Below are 19,676 nucleotides of genomic sequence, written 5' to 3' on the forward strand. Positions count from 1 at the left end.
TCACTGTGCCACAAATCGGGTGATGAGGACGCCCACATCCGCACGAATCGTCGGCTGAACGACCGCTCCGCCCCGACCGCGCCGTTCCCGGCCCTTCCCGCCCTTCCTCCTCCGGCGCCCGTGCCGCCGTGACGCCCGTCGCCCCCGCACGTCGCCCCCGCACGTCGCCCCCGCACGTCGCCCCCGCACGTCGCGCCCGCACGTCGCGCCCGGCGACACGCCCTCTCCGGCCTCCGCGGGCGAGCCTCACGGGGACGTCGGAGCCCAAAACGCCGTCCCGAACGGCATCCCGGCCAGGCCGTTTCGCCCAGCCCATGCTCACCTCTCGTGCCGGGACGGCGTCGCCGAACGCCGCATGTCTCCGGGCTGAAACCCGCCGAGGTGAAAATTTCAGCTCGGCGAAGCCCCCGTTCCCAAGGGGCGGGCGGCCGGGAATAGGCTGAGAGCGGAACAAACGCGCGGGAGCCCGGCGAATCGGGCTGAGAGGAGGGCGTGCGGCCCTCGACCGCAGGAACCTGATCCGGGTCATACCGGCGAAGGGAGCGGATACCTGAATGAGTGACATCGGCAACGGTTCCGCGCCGGACGTGCTCGTCGTCGGCGGCGGGATCATCGGCCTCTCCGTCGCCTGGCGGGCGGTGCGGGACGGGCTCACGGTGGCGGTGGTGGATCCCTCGCCCGGCTCGGGGGCGTCCCACGCGGCGGCGGGCATGCTGGCGCCGGTCAGCGAGGTGACCTATACCGACGAGCCGCTGCTGCGGATCGGCCTGGAATCCCTGGCGCGGTGGCCGGCGTTCGCGGCCGAACTCGCCGACGCCTCCGGAATCGACCCCGACCACCGCACGGACGGCACGCTCGACGTCGCCTTCAACGCCGACGACATGGCGGCGCTCGACGCGCTGGGCGCCTTCATGGGCGAGCTCGGGCTCCCGGTCACGCGGCTCACGGGGCGGGAGTGCCGCCGTCTGGAGCCGATGCTCGCGCCGGCCGTACGGGGTGGGCTGCTCGCCGAGGGCGACGCCTGGGTGGACCCGCGACGGGTCACGGCGGCGCTGCTCGCGGTGCTGGACGCCGCGGGAGTGCCGCTGCACCGGGAGCGCGTCACCGGCTTCGTGCTGACCGGTCCGGCCGAGGACCCGACCGGCTGCCGGGGAGTGCGGCTCGCCTCCGGGCGGACCCTGCCCGCCGGTCGGGTGGTGCTCGCCGCGGGGGCCTGGTCGGGCTTCGTGGACGGCCTGCCGCCGGGGATCCTGCCGCCGGTGCGCCCGGTGAAGGGGCAGATCATGCGGCTGAGGTCGCCGCGCCCGCTGCTCACCCGGTGCGTCCGGGGCGTCGTGTACGGCTCGCCCGCGTACCTGGTGCCGCGCGGCGACGGCGAGGTGGTGCTGGGCGCGACCCAGGAGGAGATGGGCTTCGACGAGCGGGTGACCGCGGGCGGCATGTGGGAGCTGCTGCGGGACGCGCGGGAGCTGGTTCCGGGCGTCACCGAGCTTGAGCTGGTGGACGTGGTCGCCCGGCTCCGGCCGGGCACCCCCGACAACCTTCCGATGATCGGCCCCACCGCCGTCGACGGGCTGGTGCTGGCCACCGGTCACCATCGCGGCGGCGTGCTGCTCGCCCCGCTCACCGCCGACACCGCCCTGGCCGAGGACCGTTCCGCCGTGGCGGCCTGCTCGCCGCTGCGTTTCGCGGGCACGGCGTACGGGGGCGGGCACACCGCCGAGATCCACGATCGCGAGGACCGGACGGCGGGCGCTCCCGAAGGGCGCGACGCGCACGTCGCCGCCGGGGATGCGCACGGCTCCGTGCCCGGCCGGGAGCCGCACGATCGGCAGGGAGTGACGAGCGGTCCCGACTAGCGAGCCAAGCGGACAGGCCGGGCCGGACGGGTCGGGCCGGACGGTCGGGCAGGACGGGTCGGACCGGACAGGCCGGACTGAACGCGGCGAGCCCCACGGCCGGGCGGAATGGAACGGGCCGAACTCCACGGCCGGGCGGGAGCGGTACGCCGGACCGGGCGGGTCATCTCGGCGGCCGGAAGGAGCGGGCCGATTGAGCGGGACGGGTGCGCGATTCGAACGCAGGGGACGGGCAGGGGCCCGTCGTCGACAGGGCACGGACGGGTACGGAGCCAGATGCGAATCATGATCAATGGGAAGGTCGCGGAGTTGCCCGAGGGCACCACGGTGGCGCAGGCGGTGCGGGCGCTGACCGGGATGACGACCGGCGTCGCGGTCGCGGTGAACGACGAGGTGGTGGCGCGCGGGGCCTGGGAGACGACGCCGCTGGCCGAGGCCGACCGCGTCGAGGTGCTGACGGCGGTGCAAGGTGGATGAGCTGATCATCGGCGGCGAGAAGTTCTCCTCCCGCCTCATCATGGGCACGGGCGGCGCGCCGTCGCTGGAGGTGCTTGAGCAGGCGCTTGAGGCGTCCGGCACGGAGCTGACGACGGTGGCGATGCGCCGCCTGGACCCGTCGGCGCACGGCTCGGTGCTGGACCTGCTGCGGCGGCGCGGCATCAAGGTGCTCCCGAACACGGCCGGGTGCTTCACCGCGGGCGAGGCCGTGCTGACGGCCCGGCTCGCCCGCGAGGCGCTGGACACCGCCTGGGTGAAGCTTGAGGTGATCAACGACGAGCGCACGCTGCTGCCCGACCCGATCGAGACCTTCGACGCCGCCGAGCGTTTGGTCGCCGACGGGTTCACGGTGCTGCCGTACATCGGGGACGACCCGGCGCTGGCCCGCCGGCTCGAACAGGTCGGCTGCGCCGCCGTCATGCCCCTGGGCTCCCCGATCGGCTCCGGCCTGGGCATTCGCAACCCGCACAACATCGAGCTCATCGTCGAGGCGGCTGGCGTGCCGGTGATCCTGGACGCCGGGATCGGCACGGCCAGCGACGCCGCCCTGGCGATGGAGCTCGGCTGCGACGCGGTCCTGCTGGCGAGCGCCGTCACCCGGGCGCGGCAGCCCGCCCTGATGGCCGCGGCCATGCGCGACGCGGTGATCGCGGGCCGGGCCGCCCGCCTGGCCGGCCGCATTCCCAAACGCCACCACGCCCAGGCATCCTCGCCCACCACGCCCTGAACGAGGGGCCGCGGGCGAGGAGACGGGCGGGGAGACGGGCGGGGAGGTGCGTCCGCCATGAAGGGGTAGGGTAACGGGCACGTATCCGCATCGGTTTCGGGCGTCGGCACGTGCCGGGACGCAAAGCCGCCGTAAACTCCCCACGTGGACACGACGCTTGCGGACCCTCTGGTGGGACGGCTCCTGGACGGGCGCTATCGCGTCGACTCCAGGATCGCCCGGGGTGGCATGGCCTCGGTGTACCTCGCCATGGACGTCCGGCTGGACCGCACCGTCGCCGTGAAAGTGATGCACCGCTCGCTCGCCGAGGACCCCGCCTTCGTCCGCCGTTTCATCGGCGAGGCCAAGTCGGTGGCCAGCCTGTCGCACCCCAATGTGGTGGCCGTCTTCGACCAGGGCACCGATGGTGAGCACGTCTACCTGTCGATGGAGTACGTGCCGGGGCGCACCCTGCGGGACGTGCTGCGCGAGCGGGGGCGGCTGCCCGCCAGGGAGGCGCTGGAGATCATGATTGCGGTGCTGGCGGCGCTCGGCGCGGCGCACCGGGCCGGGTTCGTGCACCGGGACGTCAAGCCGGAGAACGTGCTGCTCGCCAACGACGGCCGGGTCAAGGTCGTCGACTTCGGGCTGGCGCGCGCCATCGAGGGCAGCAACCACCAGACCCGCACCGGCTTCATGATCGGCACGATCGGGTACATGTCGCCCGAGCAGGTGACCGACGGGCGGGCGGACGCGCGCAGCGACGTGTACGCGTCCGGCATCATGCTGTTCGAGCTGCTCACCGGGCAGCCGCCGTACTCGAGCGAGAGCCCGATGGCGGTGGCCTACAAGCATGTCCACGAGACCGTGCCGGCGCCCTCCAGCCTGGTTCCCGACATTCCACCGGCGATCGACCGCCTGGTCGCGGACGCCACCGCCAAGGACGCCGACGACCGTCCGGCCGACGCCGGCGCCCTGCTGGTGGCGGCGGTCGAGGTACACCGCGCGCTTCCCCCGGGCGGTGCCGCGCCGCCTCCCCCGCCGCAGGCGGACGCCGCGGCGCGGGTGGCCGGGCTCCACCAGACCGGCGAGCACTGGACCGGCACCGGGCCGGTCGGCCCCGATCGCGCGGGTCCCGGGCCCGTCGCCGCGCCGCGTACCGGGCCGAATCGGACGATGGTCCAGCCGAAGCTCGAGTTGCCGACCGAGTCGACGCGGCGATCCCGGTCCCGGTCCCGGCGCCGCATCGGGCCGCAGTGGGTCGCGATCGGCGTGCTCGCGGTGGTCATGCTCGCCGGAATCGGATTCACGGCCTGGTACTTCTCGCAGGGTCAGTACACCACCGTGCCCAACCTGCTGAACAAGAACATCGTGGCCGCCCAGAGCGAGGCGACCAAGCTCGGTTTCCGGGTCACCGTCGCCAAGGCCGAGAACAGCGACAAGGTCGCGGAGAACATGGTGCTGCGCACCGACCCGGCGTGGGGCTCAAGCGTGCCCAAGGGCTCGCCGCTCACGCTGATCCCCTCGGCCGGTCCGGTGAAGGTGGTGGTGCCGGACGTGGCGAACCTCACCGAGGGCGCCGCGCGATCGAAGATCGCCCAGTCCGGGCTGACGGTCGGCAAGGTGATCAAGCAGGGGAGCCCCACCGTTCCGCGGGGCCAGGTGCTGCGGACCAGCCCGCAGATCGGGTCGAAGGTCAGGGAGGGCCGTGAGATCACCATCATCGTGAGCTCCGGTCTGCTCATGCCCGACGTCACCGAGATGCCCCGGGAGCAGGCCGAGCAGTTCCTCCGCGAGAAGGGCCTCAACCCGCAGGTGGTGGAGCAGGTCGACGACGCCCCGGCGGGCACCGTCATCGCCCAGAGCCCGGCCGCGGCCACGCCGGTCGACAAGGGCGCCGTCGTCCAGATCACGGTCTCCAGGAACGAGAACATCGTCTGCTTCGGCCCGTTCGGGGAGTGCCCGCCGCCCGGCCAGGAGCAACAGCTCATCCCCGTTCCCGATGTGCGGTTCAAGGACGTCAGGGACGCGCAGGAGGAACTGCGCAGGGCCGGCTTCCAGGTCAGGGTACGCGGCGTGGCGCGGTCGGGCCGGGTCTTCGCCCAGCACCCGATGGGCCAGGTTCCCCCGGGCACCCGCATCACCATCTGGCATTAGCCGCCGGTACGCCGGATCCCGGGCGACGCCCCCACGTGCACGCCCGGCCTCCGGTTGGCCGGGTGGCACGGATGCCCGCGAGGGCTCAGGTGCGACGACACCACGGCCACACCGGAAGTCGTGATGCCACGCCCCCGCGAGCACACCCGGCCTGCGGTCGGCCGGGTGCCACGGATGCCCGCGGAGCTCAGCCCCGGCGACACCACGGCCACACCGGCAGTCGTGATGCCACGCCCCCGCGAGCACACCCGGCCCCCGCCCCGCCGGGCGCCACGGATGCCCGCGAGGCTCAGATGCGAGGACACCACGGCCACACCGGAAGTCGTGATGCCACACCCCCGCGCGCACACCCGGCCCCCGCCCCGCCGGATGCCACGGATACCCGCCAGGCTCAGCCCCGAAGACACCACAGCTACACCGTTGGTGCCGCGCCCCCGCGAGCACACCCGGCCCCCGCCCCGCCGGATGCCACGGATACCCGCGAGGCTCAGCTCCGACGACACCACGGCCACACCGCTGGTGCCGCGCCCCCGCGCGCACGCCCGGCCCCCGGTCGGCCAGGTGCCACGGATACCCGCGAGGCTCAGCTCCGACGACACCACGGCCACACCGTTGGTGCCGCGCCCCGTGCTCGTCCGGCGTACCGGAGGCGCCGTGGGCCCGCGCTTAGGGTGTGAGCGCCGTGAAGCGGGTGGTGAGGTCGTCGAGGGCCTCTGGGGTGAGGGTTCCGCGGAGGCGGAGCCGGGCCATGCCGCCGTCGGGGTAGATGTCGAGGCGGACGTGGGTGGCGGGGCGGTTTCCGGCGAGGCGGAAGCGGTGTGGGGTGTCGGGCTGGAGCCGGGTGCGCGGTAGCAGTTCGAACCAGGCGGATGGGTCGTCGGGGGAGGCGGTGCGGGCGTCCACGGCGGTCAGGCGGGCGTGGCTCGGGGCGTTGTGGATCAGGTTGGTGGTGTCGAGTTCGGCCAGGTGGATCACGCCCGCTCCGGCCAGGCGGAGGGTCACCCAGTCGTTGCCGTCGTCGCGGCGGCGGCGGGTCTCCCAGCCCTCGGACTGGTTGCGGGCGAGGCCGGGGGCGATCAGGTTGACCGGCGAGGAGTAGAACATGTCGGAGCAGCCGGTGATCGTCGCGCCGTTTTCCAAGGCGGCGAGGTCGATCGTCAGGCCCGCGAGCAGGGCCGGGTCGGGCACCGGCTCGCCGTGTACGCGCAGGCGGGCTACGCCGCCGTCCGGGCGGATGTTCAGCCGGACGTGGGTGAAGCGCCGTCCGGCGTCGACGTCGAACTCGTGCCGGGCGTCGCCGCGCAGCGGGCTCTCGGGGACGATGGTCGTCCAGGCGGCGTGCTCGTGCAGCTCGGCGGCGGACGGGTATCCCGGGGCGGCGCACGCCTCCACCCAGGCGTACGGGGGGTGGTTGCCGGTGAAGTGGGCGGTGTCGACGACCACGCCGCGGATGACGCCGGGCAGGCCGAGGCGGACGATCGCCCAGTCGTGGCCGGGCTCGCGGCGGCGGCGGGTCTCCCATCCGTCGTACACCTGGCCCTTGGCGCCGAAGGTGTGCGGGGAGAACGTCGGCGGGCCCGGCCGGATCAGGTTCTCCCGCTCGGCGAACGACTCGTCGCTGGCCGCGATCACCGCCCCGCCGTGGGAGCGCAGCGCCAGGTCCGGCAGCCGCAGGAAGTCCGTCACCCCTCCTCCTTCGTGCTCGCGTGGACGGCGGTGAGGAGGTCGCCTCGGGGGGCGGCGCCGGTGGGGCGGCCGCGTAGCCAGGTGGTGCGGACGACGCCGTGCAGGGTCTTGCCGTGGTACGGGGAGACGGGGTTGCGGTGGGCGAGGTCGGCGACGTCGACGGTGAACTCGGCGGCGGGGTCGAACGCGACCAGGTCGGCGTCCGCGCCCACGGTGATGCCGCCCTTGCCGGCGAGGTCGGCCAGGGCGGCGGGGCCCGCGGACATCCAGCGGACCACGTCGGCCAGGGTGTGGCCGCGTCGTCTCGCCTCGGTCCAGACGGCGGGCAGGCCGACCTGGAGGGAGGAGACGCCGCCCCAGGCGCGGGCGAAGTCGGGCACCTTCAGGTCGGGGGTGGACGGCGAGTGGTCGGAGACGACGCAGCTGAGCACGCCGTCGGCGAGTCCCTTCCACAGCAGGTCCCGGTTGGCGGCGGACCTGATCGGCGGGCAGCACTTGTACGCCGTGGCGCCCTCGGGGATCTCCTCGGCGGTGAGGGTGAGGTAGTGCGGGCAGGTCTCCGCGCTGATCATCACGCCTCGGGCGCGTGCGGCGCGCAGCGGCTCCAGGGAGTCGGCCGAGGAGACGTGCAGGATGTGTACGCGGGCGCCGGTCTCGGCGGCGAGGGCGATGACGCGCTCGATGGCGCGGCGCTCGGCGTCCGGCGGACGGGAATCAAGAAATTCCGGATATGTCGGGCCGGAGGGGTCGGTGAGCAGGTCCGGGTCCTCCGCGTGGACGATCATCAGCCCGTCGAACGAGGCGATCTCGGTCAGCGCCGCGCGGAACTCGGCGATGCCGAGCGGCGGGAACTCCTCGACCCCGGACGGGGACAGGAAGCACTTGAAGCCAAAGACCCCGGCGTCGTGCAGCGGACGCAGCCCGCGGATGCCCCCGGGCACCGCGCCGCCCCAGAATCCCACGTCGACCGCGCACTTCCCCCGCGCGGCGCGGCGCTTGACCTGCAACGCCTCGACGTCCACCGTCGGCGGCAGCGAGTTCAGCGGCATGTCGATGATCGTCGTGACGCCGCCCGCCGCAGCCGCCCTGGTCGCGGTCTCGAAGCCCTCCCAGTGCGTCCGCCCCGGCTCGTTGACGTGCACGTGCGTGTCCACCAGGCCGGGCAGCAGCGCCACGTCGCCGAGGTCCACCCGCTCACGCGCCCGCATCGGCGCGTCGTACGCCTGCAGCACGGCGATCTTCCCGTTCCGGACCCCGACCGCCAGCGGACGCTCACCCGCGACCGTCACCACCCGGCGCGACCGCACCACCAGATCGAGCTCGTCACCTCGCCCGTCCGCCGCACGCAACGCCATCACCGCTCCCTTTCGCACCGCTCCTTCTCGCACCACTCCTTCTCGGCGCGCGGAAGGGTCCCGCACACCGGGCCGCCCGCAGTGCTCGCGTGAGCCCGTTCGCCCGGATGCCCATGCACGGCGACCGGCTCCGAACCCGCGCGACCGAGGCCCGCTACCCACGATCCGGGCCGAGGAGCGTTCCGGCAACAGTCCCGTCGCGACCGGCGAGGCGGCGGGGCCGGGGGGATCGCCAGTGGCATTGATCTGGCGTTGCATCCGGTCGCCGTCCGGCACGGTCAGTCGGTGACGGCCAGCGAGGGGGCGTTCCGCCGTACCGCGCTGGCCGCCGCCAAGTACTGGGTGCGCAAGCGCGCCCCCCATGCACGCCGCCGAGGCGATGGAGTGCCTGGGCGGCAACGGGTACGTGGAGGAGTCGGGCCTGCCGCGGCTGTTCCGCGAGTCGCCGCAACGGCATCTGGGAGGGCTCGGGCAACGCAGGTGGTCCGGACGATGGGCTTGATGGCGGGCAGCGCGGTGGGGGCGGTGAACAGCGCCTTCGCCCGGTACCCGGAGATCACCCGCCAGAACGCGCCCGCGTCCCGGGGCGATGTACGCGCGGCGCAACGGCGACGAGCAGCAGGCCGACACGATGCTGCGGTCTCCGCACGAGATCACGCCGGTCGCTCGCGGAACTCGGGCCCGGCGGCGGCAATCCGGGCGGCCAGGCGTTCCAGGAGAGGGCCGGCGTGGGCCATGCAGGCGGCGGGGTCGGGTTCCAGGTCGGTCAGGGCGTAGGCGGCCCGGACGATGGGCTTGATGGCGGGCAGCGCGGTGGGGGCGGTGAACAGCGCCTTCGCCCGGTACCCGGAGATCATCCGCCAGGACGCGCCCGCGTCCCGGGGTGGTGTACGCGCGGCGCAACGGCGACGAGCAGCAGGCCGACACGATGCTGCGGTCTCCGGGCGTGGTCACGCCGGTCGCTCGCGGAACTCGGGCTCGGCGGCGGCGATCCGGACGGCCAGGCGTTCCAGAAGAGGGCCGGCGTGGGCCATGCAGGCGGCGGGGTCGGGTTCCAGGTCGGTCAGGGCGTAGGCGGAGCGGATGCCCGCCGCGTGGAGTTGCTCGTCGGTCAGGGCGCGGCGGCCGCAGACGGCGATCACGGGGATGCCGCGTCGTCCGGCGGCCTCCGCGACGCCCACGGGGGCCTTGCCGCGCAGCGACTGGGCGTCCAGGGAGCCCTCGCCGGTGATGACCAAGCGGGCGCGTTCGAGATGATCGTCGAAGCGCAGCAGGTCGAGCAGGTAGGTGATGCCGGGCCTGATCGTGGCGCCCAGGAACGCCATCGCGGCGAAGCCCACGCCTCCCGCCGCTCCGGCGCCCGGCCGGTCCGCGTACGGAGGAGGGGCCGGGCGGGGCGTGCGGCCCGGCGCGGCGGTTCCACGCTCGCCGCCGTCAGCGGGGCGGGGGGCCTCCCGCGCGGCGGTTGCGCGCTCGCCGCCGTCAGCGGGGCCGGGAGCCTCCCGCGCGGCGGAGATCCGGTCGTCGGCGGGTACGTCGGGGACCTCATGGTCGGCGGAAGGTTCGCCCAGGACCTCGGCGGAGATCCGGGCGAATCTGGTCAGGCCCGCTTCGAGGATGGCGACGTCCGCGTGGGAGGCGCCCTTCTGCGGGCCATAGACGGCGGCGGCGCCGTGCGGGCCGAGCAGCGGATTGTCCACATCGCCCGCGACCACGAACTCCACGTCGGTGAGCCCTACGTCGGCAAGCGGGGTGGCGGCAGTCCCCTCGGGATCCCTCCCGCGCGCAGTGCCAGACGATGCAGGGCCAGACGACCCAAGGCCAGACACCCCAGGGCCAGACGACCCAGGGCCGACGAGGGCGGCGGAGAGGAAGCCGGACAGGTCGATGCGGGCCAGGCGGCGCAGGGCCGCGCCGCCCGGGGGCAGGTCCCGGCCCTGGTCGTCCAGGAGGCGTGCGCCGAGGGCCTGGAGCATGCCCGCCCCGCCGTCGGTGCAGGCGCTGCCGCCCAGGCCCAGCACGATCCGCCGGGCGCCGCGCCGCAGGGCGTGGGCGATCAACTGTCCGGTGCCGTGGCTCGTGGCGGTCAGGGCCGCCTTTCCGGCGGACAGGCGGCGCAAACCGGACGCCTCGGCGAGCTCGATCACGGCCGTGGGGCCGGAGCCGGCGGGGCCGTCGTCGGGGCGCCAGGCGTACGCGGCCGTGACGAGTTCGCCGGTCGGTCCGGTGACCTCGGCCTCGACGCGGGTGAATCCGCAGGCCACTACCGCGTCCACGGTGCCGTCGCCGCCGTCGGCGACCGGCAGCGAGACGACGCACGCCCGATCGCCCAGCCCGGCGGTGAGGCGGGCGGCGACCTCGGCGGCGGTCAGCGAGCCCTTGAACTTGTCGGACGCGATGACGATGTGACCGCTCACCGCGGCACCCCGTACCCGCGGACATCCGATGAGCAGCGCAGGCCCGGAAGACCTGCGCACGCCGGGACGCGAGGACGCAGGGGACGCCGGAGACGCTCGGGGAAGGAGGCCAAAGTTCACCTCACATTGCAGTCGCTACCGCTGGGTGCGGGCGGCCGCGAGACGTACCGCGTCAAGGATCTTCTCATACCCGGTGCATCGGCACAGGTTGCCGGCCAGTGCCTCGCGGATTTCGGCGTCGGCGGGCACGCCCCGGCCGCGCCGGATCAGGTCGTGCGCCTGGACGATGAGCCCCGGGGTGCAGAACCCGCACTGCACGGCTCCCGCCTCCACGAACGCCCGCTGCACCGGATCGAGCCCCGCGTCCTCCCCCTCGCCGGACGCGGACCCGCCCAGCCCCTCGACCGTGCGGACCTCGCGCCCCTCGGCCTGCCCCGCCGCCACCAGGCACGCGCACACCGTGACGTCGTCGAGGTAGACCGTGCAGGAGCCGCACTCCCCCTGCTCGCAGGCGTTCTTCGCGCCGGGCAGGCCGAGCCGCTCCCGCAGCACGTACAGCAGGCTCTCCCCCTCCCACACGTTGTCGGCCACCCGGCTCTCGCCGTTGACGGTCAGGTTCACCCGCATCAGGCGCTCCCCCGGTAGTCGTTCCAGGCCCACGTCACGGTACGGCGGGCCAGCACGGTCAGGCTGTGCAGGCGGTAGGCGGCGCTGCCGCGCACGTCGTCGATCGGCGCGGCGGCCTCGGCGACGAGTTCGCCGAACCGGGCCGTCACCTCCGGGGACAGGGGGGCGCGGCCGTCCCAGTCGAGGCGCTCGGCGAGGAACTCCTCGGCGGCCACGGCCCGGCGCGGCGTGGGCGCGGCCGAGCCGATGCCGGTGCCGACGGCGCGGCGGACCGGGTCGAGCGCGACGGAGAACGAGCAGACGGCGATGACCATCGCGTTGCGGGGGCCGATCTTGGAGAAGTACTGGGGGCCGGGGGCGGGCTCGATCCAGAAGGCGCGGATCAGCTCGTCGGGCGCGAGCGCGTTGCGCTTCACCCCGGTGTAGAAGTCGCGGATCGGGATCAAACGGGTACCGCGCACCGATTCGGCCTCGACGACGGCCCCGGCGGCGAGCAGCGGCGGGTGGCTGTCGCCCGCCGGGCTGGCCGCGCCCAGGTTGCCGCCGACCGTTCCCCGGTTGCGGATCTGCGGGGATCCGACGGTGCGGGACGCCTGGGCGAGGCCCGGCATGAGCGGGGCGAGTTCCGCGATCAGCCGCGTGTAGGTCACGCCCGCCCCGACCCGGACGAACCCGTCGAGCCGCTCGAGCCCGTCGAGCCCGCCGAGTGCGCCGAGTGCGTCGGCGTCGGCGGGGGTGGAGCCGGGCGCGTCCCACCGGGCGAGTTCGGCGATCGGCCCGAGGTCGAGCAGCGCCGCCGGGCGGCCCTTGTCGAGGTTGATCTCCACCATGACGTCGGTGCCGCCCGCGATCGGCACGGCCTCGGGCCGCTCGGCCTTCATCGCCAGCGCCTCGGCCCAGGTGGACGGTCGCAGGAAGTCCATCGCGGTCCCCTCAGTCCCACGCCGGGCCGGGGTCGGGCGCGTCGTCGCGCAGCACCGTGCCCTCGATCAGCCCGTACGGCCGGTCGGCGGCGAAGTAGACCTCGTTGTCGTTGTCGAGGCCGAACGGGGACAAATTAACGAGGAAGTGGTGCTTGTTGGGGAGCGCGAGCCGTACCTCGCAGATCTCGGGGCAGTCGCCGAGCAGGCGGGCGCCCATGGCGTACAGGGTCTGCTGCAACGACAGGCTGTGCGTGCGCGCGAACGCGGTCAGCAGGGCGGCGCGGGCGCGCTCGTAGGAGGAGTCCCAGTCGCCTTCGGGGGCGGCGTGCCGCCAGCGGGCGGTGACGGCGGTGGCGAGGATGCGGTCGCGGGTCTCGGCGAGGGTGGTGTATTGGTCCTTGATGTAGCCGTGGAACTCCGAGCCGGTGGAGTTGAGCACGGTCAGGTCCTTGAGCCCGGAGACGACGTGCGCGCCCGTGTCCTCGCCGTAGTGGACGACCGCGGTGCGGGTCTCCCTGCCCGCGCGGACGAAGGAGTGCCCCACGACGGGGTCGCGCTCCCAGAAGTACTCCTCGATCTCGACGCGGGCGTGGTGGATCGTGGGCTGGGAGTCGACGAAGTGGCGGGCGAGCAGCAGGGCGAAGTCCTCGATGGCGCCGACGCCGTGCTTCTTGGCGAACGCGTAGACGGTGTTCTTCTGAGTGTCGGTGGGCAGGACGGCGGCGTTGTCGCCGCGCAGGTGGACGTCGGTCATGTCGCCGGAGAGCGCGACGCTCACGTTGAGATCCTTCAGGTGGTGGGCGTCGCCGTGCCGGGTGACCCGGACGAGGCGGGTCTCGGCCTTGCCGTACCGGTTCGGTCCCAGAACGATCATCTAACTCCCCCGGTAGGTCGAGTAGCCGTACGGGCTGAGCAGCAGCGGCACATGGTGGTGCTCCGCGGGGTCGGCGATCGTGAAAACGACCGTGACCTCGGGGAAGAACGCGTCCGGCCCGAGATATCCGCCGGTGTCGAAGGTGAGCCGGTACGCGCCCGGCTCGGTGGCCGCGCCGGGCAGCCGCAGCCGCCCGTCGCCGTCGGTCGTGCCCTCGGCGAGCACCGCGCCATCGCGCACCCGGGTGAGCCGTACGCCGACCCCGGCCGCGGGCCGCCCGCGGGCGGTGTCCAGCACGTGCGTGGACAGGCTCACCCCGGCCTCACCTCCTCGCCGTCGGCCGTGCCCTCGACGAGCACCACGCCATCGCGCACCCGGATGAGCCGTACACCGACCCCGGCCGCAGGCCGCCCGCGAGCGGTGTCCAGCACGTGCGTGGACAGGCTCACCCCGACGTCACCTCCTCGCCGTCGCCCGGCGGCCCACCCAACAGCCGGGCCAGGCGCAGGCCGGTGATCTCGGCGAGCTCGCGGCGGACCACCTCGCGCTCGGCCTCCTCGTCGTTGCCGAGCCGTTCGTTGAGGATGGCGAGCATTTCGTCGGCGTCGCGCCCGCTCGCCCGGACCAGGTAGACGTGGCCGAACCGGCGCTCGTAGGCGAGGTTGCCCTCCCGCAGCGCCTCAAGGACCTCGCGGCTCGCGCCCGCCGTGCCCGACTGCTCCCGCCGTGACCAGCCCGCCTCCCGGCCGGGACCACTCGGGCGCTCGCCGATGCGCGGATGCGCGGCCAGGGCCTCGGCGACGTCGTCCCAGCCCAGTTCGCGCACGCGCGCGCCACCCGCCGCGACCGCCTCCGCCACGCTCCGGTACGGTCGGCCCGCGGCGACCGCCGCCGCCCAGGCGCGGGAGGCGCAGCAGGCCAGCAGCTCCCGCTCGGCGTCCGCCGCGGCGAGGTCGTTGAACCTGGCCAGGGCGGCCTCGCCGGACGCGGGGGCGTGCTCATCGACGGATCTCGGCCGCATGTGACCCAGTACACAGCCCGCCCGGCGGCCCGATCCAGCGGCGCATTCACCAAGGTCGGGCCGCCGCCGGAGCCGTCCCTTGTACGTTCATACAGCTGCCCGCGCCGCCGGTCTCGGCGAGTCGCCGCGATGCCGGTAGCGTGAGAGGTGGGGAATCCCCCTGGCCCGCCGGGGCGGCCGGGCGTGGGGAACGTTCGATATGAGGGGCGTCATGGCGGACAGGTCAACGTTGATCGGCGGGCACGTTTTCGTGGCGGGCGGTCTGGCCAAGGGCGGCTTGGCGTACGCCGACGAGATCGGTGCCGAGGTGATCCAGGTATTCGTCAGCAACCCTCGCGGCTGGGCGCTGCCCGACGGCGACCCCGGGCAGGACGCCAAGCTCCGCGAATCCGGCATGCCGGTTTTCGTGCACGCGTCGTACCTGGTCAACCTGGGCTCCCCCACCCCCGAGACGCTGCGCAACTCAATCGAGTCGGTACGGCACGCGTTGCGGCGCGGCGCGGAGATCGGCGCCCTGGGCGTGGTCGTGCACACCGGCTCGGCCGTGAGCCAGTCCACCGAGGACGCGCTCCGCCAGGTGCGCGAGCATCTGCTTCCGCTGCTGGACGAGATCCCCGAGGACGGCCCCGACCTGCTGCTCGAGTCGATGGCCGGGCAGGGCCGCATGCTGTGCGCGACCGTGCAGGACCTGCGCCCCTACCTGGAGGCGCTGGACTTCCACCCACGGGCGAACGTGTGCCTCGACACCTGCCACCTGTTCGCGGCCGGGCACGACCTGTCCGCCCCCGGCGGCGTCGCCGCCACCCTCGACGCCCTCCACGAGGTGGCCCCGGGCCGCCTCAAGCTGATCCACGCCAACGACTCCAAGGACCCCTGCGGCTCCAAGCGCGACCGGCACGAGAACATCGGCGCGGGCCACATCGGGGCGCAGGCGTTCGCCGACCTCATGCGCCACCCGGAGGCCCGGGGCGTGCCGCTGTGCATCGAGACCCCGGGGAAGGGCGAGAAGCACCGCGAGGACATCGAGCTCCTCAAGAAACTCCGCAGCAGCGACTGACCTCGTCCCCACGAAAGACCGGACCCCGACCGGAAACCGCACGCCTACCGCCCAGGCGCTCGGACCGGCGCGGGCGCGGGTCCGGACGCCTACCACCCCAGGCGCTCGGACGGAGCCGCCGGTGGCCAGCAGGGTCCGCCAATTCGGGCCGGGGAACGGCGCCACCGCCCACACTGCGCGGTCGTGGCCAGTCAGCACCGCCTGGGCGGTGCCGGTGGCCGCATCCCAGATCCGCACCATGCCACCTCGGCCGCCGGTGGCCAGCAGGGTACGCCCATCCGGGCCGGGAAACGCCGCCACCGCCCACACTGCGCGGTCGTGGCCAGTCAGCACCACCTGGGCGGTGCCGGTGGCCGCATCCCAGATCCGCACCATGCCACCTCGGCCGCCGGTGGCCAGCAGGGTACGCCCATCCGGGCCGGGGAACGCCGCCACCGCCCACACTGCGCGGTCGTGGCCAGTCAGCACCACCTGGGCGGTGCCGGTGGCCGCATCCCAGATCCGCACCGTGCCACCTCGGCCGCCGGTGGCCAGCAGGGTCTGCCGGGCGGTGACTTCTGCGTGTCGGTCAAGCCAAAGACCGACCAGGTGAAGGGCGGTCGCCAGGGTCCCCATCGACGCCGATGCGCGGCACGCCCGGCGGCATGCGGCACGGACGGCCTCGCCTTGGGCGAGCGGCGGTTTGCGGCTCAGGCGACACGAACCGGCCGGCCGGAGGGAGGAAATCGTTGCTTACGGGCGGCGGGGGTACGGGATCAGGTGCGGGTGAACGTCACCTCGGCGGTCGCGTGGCCGCTTCCGCGATCGGTGTCCACGCGTAGTTCCGCACGGTCTCCGGCCACGGGTCCGCCGACGACGTGCACCACGTCGCCGAGGAACACCGGACGGCGCAGCCGGTAGGACAGGGAGCGCACGCGCTCGCCCGAGACCTCCCGGCGTACCGGTTCGAGCATGAGCATGGCCAGCAGCGGTCCGTGCACGATCAGGCCGGGGAAGCCTTCGACGTCCCGCACGTACGGCTCGTCGTAGTGGATGCGGTGCGCGTTCGCCGTCAACGCGCTGAACCTGAACAGCAGCGGCGAGTCCGGCCGCAGCGAGAGGCGCCAGGCGCCCTCGCCGGGCGGCGGTTCGGCGGTGGCCGCCGGAGCGGACGGAGCGGACGAGGAGGACGGCGCGGCCGGGGTCCCGGCCGGGATCGAGCGGTAGACGACGTCGTGCTCTTCGATCAGGCACAGGCCCGAGTCCTGGCTGATCTCATGGCGTACCGTCACGAACGCCATCTCGCCGGACCTGCCCTGCTTGACGGCGACGTCGGCGAGCGTGCTGCGACGCCGGGCCTGCGCGCCGACCAGGAGGGGCCGCCGGACGTCGATCCGGCCGCCGGCGATCATCCGGGCGCGGTTGGGGATCGGCGGCAGGAAGTGCCCCCGCAGCGGGTGTCCGTCGGGGCCGAGTTCGCGGTGCGGCACCCAGTCCAGGAAGTACAGCCAGTGCCACAGCGGCGGCAGCGCCTCCCCGTCGCCGGCGGCGGGCTTCGGCAGGTCCAGCACGGCCGACAGCGCGGCCACCGGCCCGGCCGAGATGATGTCGTGGCCGGTGACGGGCTCCGGCCGCCAGGATTCGAGGTACCGGCTCAAACCGGACGGCGACGATGCGCCCATGATGTTCTGCCCACCGCAAGTCGAGGTCGTACGCGGCGACCACTATAAAACCGGCCGCCTCCCACGCTCACCGGCGAGTGTCGCCCGAGACGGATGCCGGAGAACGGCACGGCAAGGTACGGCACCGATACGCCCATCATGTCCGCCCACCGAGAATCGGGGTCGTACACGGCAACCACCAAAGGACCGACCGCCTCCCACGCTCACCGACGGGCCGTCCGAGGCCGATGCCGGAGAACGGCGTGGCGAGGTGCGGCGCCGATGCGCCCGCCCCCGAATGGCGTATCGCGCTCCCCCGTACGGGACGTCGCCGCACTTCGCCACGCCGACGGCCGGCGGGCCCCGTCCCCCCGGCGCGGGCCCGCCGGCCGCGGTGATCCGCCGTGAATCCGCCCGCGCCCCTCCCTGGGCGAGCGGCGGCGGTGATCACCTGGAGAACCGTTCCCGCGGAGTGTCACCCTCCGCGTCGGATCGGTTCCGCTCCGACGTGAACGACTGTACGTCGGCCTCTCCGCCGACAGGTAGCCGGTTGCCCGGCCTGCTCGGTCAACGGTGCGTAGCCGTCGATGTACGGAGAGTGTCATTCAGTCGAATGGTCGTTCCCGCGCGACGAGCGGTCGTACGCCGAGCGGTCAAGCAGCGTGTGCGCGAGCCGCTCGGGGATGTGCATGCGGGCCATCATCGCCTCGCTCCCGGCCGGCACCCGCCCCGGGGTCAACGCCGACACGGCCACCATGACGGCGAACGCGAACGGCACGGCGAGCAACGCCGGGTAGCGCCCGGCGACCCCGGCCGTCTCCGGGGCGTACGCGGCGAGGCCGATCAGCGCGGCGACCGCGCCGCCGCCGGCGAACATCCCCGCGACGGCGCCCGCCGTGGAAAGCCTCCGCCACCAGATGCCCAGCACGAGCAGCGGGCACAGGGTGGCGGCGGCGACCGTGAGGCCGAACAGCACGAGCGTGAGCGAGCTGCCCGGCGAGGCGAGCCAGATCAGCGCGAGCGCCGCCGCGAGCAGCCCGGCGACCGCCGCGCGCAGGCCGTTCATGCCACCGCCGAGCACGTACGACGAGACCATGCCCCCGACCGTTACCACGACCCCGCACGAGGTGGCGAGGAAGGCCGCGAACGCCCCGGCGACCAGCAGGCCGGTCAGCAGGGCGCCCGGCACGCCGGGCATCATGCGCGAGGGCAGCAGGAGCATCATCTGGTCGGCCGGGGCTCCGGGGACGTACAGGCCGCCCAGCACGCCGTACACGGGGGGAATCAGGTAGAACAGGCCGAGCATGCCGAGGACGGCGATGACGGTGCGCCTCGCCGCCCATCCGTCGGGGTTGGCGTAGAAGCGCACCACGACGTGCGGCAGGCCCATCGTGCCGAGCGCCGAGGCGACGACGACGGTCAGCACGCCCAGCGGCGACAGGTCCCCCGCCGCCACGCCCAGCGGGCCGCCCGCCCAGCCTTCCCCCGCCTCCGCACCCGGCCCGCCCGTCCCGTCCGCCCCGCCCACTGCGTCCGGCCCGTACGGCAGGGCGAACCCGGGCGGGAGGTCCGCGGCGGGCGGCGGGGCGGCCCCGGCGAGCCAGGCGAAGGCGAGCGTCAGCGCCCCGAGCGCCAGCACGACCAGCATCATCCAGAACTGCACGGCCTGGACGCCGGTCATGCTGCCGCCGATCGAGACGACGGCGACGACCACGGCCGCCGCGCAGGCGGCGGCCCACGGCGGGGTGCCCGCGAGCACGTAGAGGACCGCGCCCGCGGCCTGGATCTGCGCCATCAGATACACCAGGCCGATCAGCAGCACGAACCCGATGACCACCCGCCGCACGACCGCCGAGCCCAGTCGCCAGCGGGCGAAGTCGGCCAGGGTGTAGGCCCCCGAGCGGCGCAGCGGGGCGACCACGAGCGTCAGCAGGACGACGTAGCCGACGACGACGCCCACCGGGTACCACAGGACCGGCGCGCCGTGCAGGGCGACGAGTCCTCCCAGGCCGAGGAACGCGGCGGCCGAGGTGAAGCCCGACCCGACGGCCGAGGCGTTAACCCAGGGCGGGACGGCGCGGGCCGTGGTGTAGAAGTCGGACTTCTTCACGTATTTCCGGACGCGGGGTGCTCCGGCGATCGCCGAGACGAGCAGAACCACGGCCACCCCCACGACGGAGGCGACGACAGCGATCATCCCGTCCCGCGCCCGTCCCGCCGACGCCGCCCGCGGGCGGCCCGCACCAGATCCCGCTCGGCCTGCTCGGCCGCGCGCACATGCCGCACCGCGACCACGAACCACAGCGGCTGCACGACCGCCGTCAGCACCAGCCACCCGCAGGGCACTCCGGCCACGCACACCGTCCCGGCGCCGGGCACGCACGCCAGCCCGGCGAGGAGCACGGTCAGCCCTGCGACGACCACAGCCAGCGTCCGCAGCGCGTGCCGCCGCTGCACTGCCATGACGGCGGCCACGTCCACCCCGCCGACCACACCACGGCTTCCACCATGGCCCTCATCGCGGAATTCACCACGCCCCTCACGACGGCCCCAGCGCCAGCCCTCACCACGAGCCTCGCCAGGAGCCTCATGACGGCCCTCACCACGAGTGGCACGACGGCCGTCACCGCGAGCCTCACGACGGCCCCCGCGCCAGCCCCCACCACGAGCCTCACCAGGAGCCTCACGACGGCCGTCACCGTGCGCCTCACCATGAGCGGCACGCCAGCTCTCACCACTAGCCTCACGCCAGCCCTCACCACGAGCCTCACGACGGCCCTCACCGCGAGCCTCACGACGGCCCTCACCGCGAGCCTCACGACGGCCCTCACCGCGAGCCTCACGACGGCCCTCACC

19 protein-coding genes, 2 pseudogenes and 1 riboswitch are annotated in these 19,676 nt (G+C 74.0%); of the genes and pseudogenes, 6 read left to right on the forward strand and 15 right to left on the reverse strand.

The window, feature by feature from the left end:
* The first annotated feature begins 448 nt into the window (after positions 1 to 448).
* A riboswitch (TPP riboswitch) is annotated at positions 449 to 559 on the forward strand.
* From thiO to pknB, 4 genes are all read left to right on the forward strand, one after another.
* Positions 555 to 1,859: a glycine oxidase ThiO gene (gene thiO / locus AB0K60_RS09875; RefSeq protein WP_364050784.1), complete on the forward strand. Its 1,305-nt coding sequence runs from the start codon at positions 555 to 557 to the stop codon at positions 1,857 to 1,859. (Overlaps the previous riboswitch by 5 nt.)
* 276 nt (positions 1,860 to 2,135) lie before the next feature.
* The gene (gene thiS / locus AB0K60_RS09880) at positions 2,136 to 2,336 is read left to right on the forward strand and encodes a sulfur carrier protein ThiS (RefSeq protein WP_364050787.1); all 201 of its coding nucleotides are present in this window, start codon (positions 2,136 to 2,138) and stop codon (positions 2,334 to 2,336) included.
* The gene (locus AB0K60_RS09885; RefSeq protein ID WP_364050790.1) at positions 2,329 to 3,084 is read left to right on the forward strand and encodes a thiazole synthase; all 756 of its coding nucleotides are present in this window, start codon (positions 2,329 to 2,331) and stop codon (positions 3,082 to 3,084) included. Before thiS ends, AB0K60_RS09885 begins: the two co-directional genes overlap by 8 nt.
* A 144-nt stretch (positions 3,085 to 3,228) precedes the next feature.
* Positions 3,229 to 5,220 carry a Stk1 family PASTA domain-containing Ser/Thr kinase gene (gene pknB / locus AB0K60_RS09890; protein WP_364050793.1) on the forward strand — a complete coding sequence of 664 codons (1,992 nt, stop codon included), beginning with the start codon at positions 3,229 to 3,231 and terminating at the stop codon, positions 5,218 to 5,220.
* Positions 5,221 to 5,886: 666 nt separating this feature from the next.
* On the opposite strand, the gene alc is transcribed toward pknB, so the two are convergent.
* On the reverse strand, positions 5,887 to 6,906 hold the full coding sequence (alc, locus tag AB0K60_RS09895) for an allantoicase (RefSeq protein WP_364050796.1): 1,020 nt from the start codon (positions 6,904 to 6,906) through the stop codon (positions 5,887 to 5,889).
* Positions 6,903 to 8,261 carry an allantoinase AllB gene (gene allB, locus AB0K60_RS09900; protein WP_364050799.1) on the reverse strand — a complete coding sequence of 453 codons (1,359 nt, stop codon included), beginning with the start codon at positions 8,259 to 8,261 and terminating at the stop codon, positions 6,903 to 6,905. Before allB ends, alc begins: the two co-directional genes overlap by 4 nt.
* Before the next feature lie 297 nt (positions 8,262 to 8,558).
* Here allB and AB0K60_RS09905 point away from each other — a divergent pair.
* Positions 8,559 to 8,737 (forward strand): annotated as a pseudogene (locus AB0K60_RS09905) (acyl-CoA dehydrogenase family protein); the annotation flags it as partial.
* A 177-nt stretch (positions 8,738 to 8,914) separates the two neighbouring features.
* Here the strand turns inward: AB0K60_RS09905 and AB0K60_RS09910 are convergent.
* The 8 genes from AB0K60_RS09910 to uraD form a co-directional block, all read right to left on the reverse strand.
* Positions 8,915 to 9,118 (reverse strand): hypothetical protein, encoded by a 204-nt coding sequence (locus tag AB0K60_RS09910; RefSeq protein ID WP_364050802.1) that lies wholly within the window; start codon positions 9,116 to 9,118, stop codon positions 8,915 to 8,917.
* Between the two features lie 93 nt (positions 9,119 to 9,211).
* Complete coding sequence (locus AB0K60_RS09915) at positions 9,212 to 10,678, reverse strand: glycerate kinase (RefSeq protein ID WP_364050805.1); 1,467 nt, start codon at positions 10,676 to 10,678, stop codon at positions 9,212 to 9,214.
* Positions 10,679 to 10,813: 135 nt separating this feature from the next.
* A complete protein-coding gene (locus tag AB0K60_RS09920) occupies positions 10,814 to 11,305 on the reverse strand; it encodes a (2Fe-2S)-binding protein (RefSeq protein ID WP_364050808.1) in 492 nt (163 codons plus the stop codon).
* On the reverse strand, positions 11,305 to 12,228 hold the full coding sequence (locus AB0K60_RS09925) for an FAD binding domain-containing protein (protein ID WP_364050811.1): 924 nt from the start codon (positions 12,226 to 12,228) through the stop codon (positions 11,305 to 11,307). Before AB0K60_RS09925 ends, AB0K60_RS09920 begins: the two co-directional genes overlap by 1 nt.
* A 10-nt stretch (positions 12,229 to 12,238) precedes the next feature.
* Complete coding sequence (pucL, locus tag AB0K60_RS09930; RefSeq protein WP_364050814.1) at positions 12,239 to 13,102, reverse strand: factor-independent urate hydroxylase; 864 nt, start codon at positions 13,100 to 13,102, stop codon at positions 12,239 to 12,241.
* Positions 13,103 to 13,417 carry a hydroxyisourate hydrolase gene (gene uraH / locus AB0K60_RS09935; RefSeq protein ID WP_364050817.1) on the reverse strand — a complete coding sequence of 105 codons (315 nt, stop codon included), beginning with the start codon at positions 13,415 to 13,417 and terminating at the stop codon, positions 13,103 to 13,105.
* The gene (locus tag AB0K60_RS09940; protein ID WP_364050820.1) at positions 13,414 to 13,551 is read right to left on the reverse strand and encodes a hydroxyisourate hydrolase; all 138 of its coding nucleotides are present in this window, start codon (positions 13,549 to 13,551) and stop codon (positions 13,414 to 13,416) included. The genes uraH and AB0K60_RS09940 overlap by 4 nt, the downstream gene beginning before the upstream one ends.
* Positions 13,548 to 14,123, reverse strand: coding sequence for a 2-oxo-4-hydroxy-4-carboxy-5-ureidoimidazoline decarboxylase (uraD, locus tag AB0K60_RS09945; protein ID WP_364050824.1), 576 nt, complete (start codon positions 14,121 to 14,123; stop codon positions 13,548 to 13,550). The genes AB0K60_RS09940 and uraD overlap by 4 nt, the downstream gene beginning before the upstream one ends.
* 211 nt (positions 14,124 to 14,334) lie before the next feature.
* On the opposite strand from uraD, the gene AB0K60_RS09950 reads away from it, so the two are divergent.
* Entirely contained in the window at positions 14,335 to 15,180 is an 846-nt protein-coding gene (locus AB0K60_RS09950; RefSeq protein WP_364050827.1) for a deoxyribonuclease IV, read from the forward strand.
* Between the two features lie 234 nt (positions 15,181 to 15,414).
* On the opposite strand, the pseudogene AB0K60_RS09955 reads toward AB0K60_RS09950, so the two are convergent.
* The 5 genes and pseudogenes from AB0K60_RS09955 to AB0K60_RS09975 form a co-directional block, all read right to left on the reverse strand.
* Positions 15,415 to 15,795 (reverse strand): annotated as a pseudogene (locus tag AB0K60_RS09955) (hypothetical protein); the annotation flags it as partial.
* A 140-nt stretch (positions 15,796 to 15,935) separates the two neighbouring features.
* Positions 15,936 to 16,841 carry a MaoC family dehydratase N-terminal domain-containing protein gene (locus tag AB0K60_RS09960; protein WP_364050830.1) on the reverse strand — a complete coding sequence of 302 codons (906 nt, stop codon included), beginning with the start codon at positions 16,839 to 16,841 and terminating at the stop codon, positions 15,936 to 15,938.
* A gap of 580 nt (positions 16,842 to 17,421) precedes the next feature.
* Positions 17,422 to 19,017 (reverse strand): cation acetate symporter, encoded by a 1,596-nt coding sequence (locus AB0K60_RS09965; RefSeq protein WP_364050833.1) that lies wholly within the window; start codon positions 19,015 to 19,017, stop codon positions 17,422 to 17,424.
* Positions 19,014 to 19,244, reverse strand: coding sequence for a hypothetical protein (locus AB0K60_RS09970; RefSeq protein WP_364050836.1), 231 nt, complete (start codon positions 19,242 to 19,244; stop codon positions 19,014 to 19,016). Before AB0K60_RS09970 ends, AB0K60_RS09965 begins: the two co-directional genes overlap by 4 nt.
* Positions 19,226 to 19,676: hypothetical protein (locus AB0K60_RS09975; RefSeq protein WP_364050839.1), on the reverse strand; the 451-nt coding region annotated here is incomplete at its 5' end. The genes AB0K60_RS09975 and AB0K60_RS09970, both read right to left, overlap by 19 nt.

Source organism: Thermopolyspora sp. NPDC052614 (genome assembly GCF_040678635.1).
Taxonomy (GTDB): Bacteria; Actinomycetota; Actinomycetes; order Streptosporangiales; family Streptosporangiaceae; genus Thermopolyspora.

Bases quoted from the DNA above. Each gene is read 5' to 3' on its own strand.
- thiO (WP_364050784.1), top strand. From the start codon at position 555: ATGAGTGACATCGGCAACGGTTCCGCGCCGGACGTGCTCGTCGTCGGC.
- thiS (WP_364050787.1), top strand. From the start codon at position 2,136: ATGCGAATCATGATCAATGGGAAGGTCGCGGAGTTGCCCGAGGGCACC.
- allB (WP_364050799.1), bottom strand. From the start codon at position 8,261: ATGGCGTTGCGTGCGGCGGACGGGCGAGGTGACGAGCTCGATCTGGTG.
- AB0K60_RS09910 (WP_364050802.1), bottom strand. From the start codon at position 9,118: ATGATCTCCGGGTACCGGGCGAAGGCGCTGTTCACCGCCCCCACCGCG.
- AB0K60_RS09920 (WP_364050808.1), bottom strand. From the start codon at position 11,305: ATGCGGGTGAACCTGACCGTCAACGGCGAGAGCCGGGTGGCCGACAAC.
- AB0K60_RS09925 (WP_364050811.1), bottom strand. From the start codon at position 12,228: ATGGACTTCCTGCGACCGTCCACCTGGGCCGAGGCGCTGGCGATGAAG.
- pucL (WP_364050814.1), bottom strand. From the start codon at position 13,102: ATGATCGTTCTGGGACCGAACCGGTACGGCAAGGCCGAGACCCGCCTC.
- uraD (WP_364050824.1), bottom strand. From the start codon at position 14,123: ATGCGGCCGAGATCCGTCGATGAGCACGCCCCCGCGTCCGGCGAGGCC.
- AB0K60_RS09950 (WP_364050827.1), top strand. From the start codon at position 14,335: ATGGCGGACAGGTCAACGTTGATCGGCGGGCACGTTTTCGTGGCGGGC.
- AB0K60_RS09960 (WP_364050830.1), bottom strand. From the start codon at position 16,841: ATGGGCGCATCGTCGCCGTCCGGTTTGAGCCGGTACCTCGAATCCTGG.
- AB0K60_RS09965 (WP_364050833.1), bottom strand. From the start codon at position 19,017: ATGATCGCTGTCGTCGCCTCCGTCGTGGGGGTGGCCGTGGTTCTGCTC.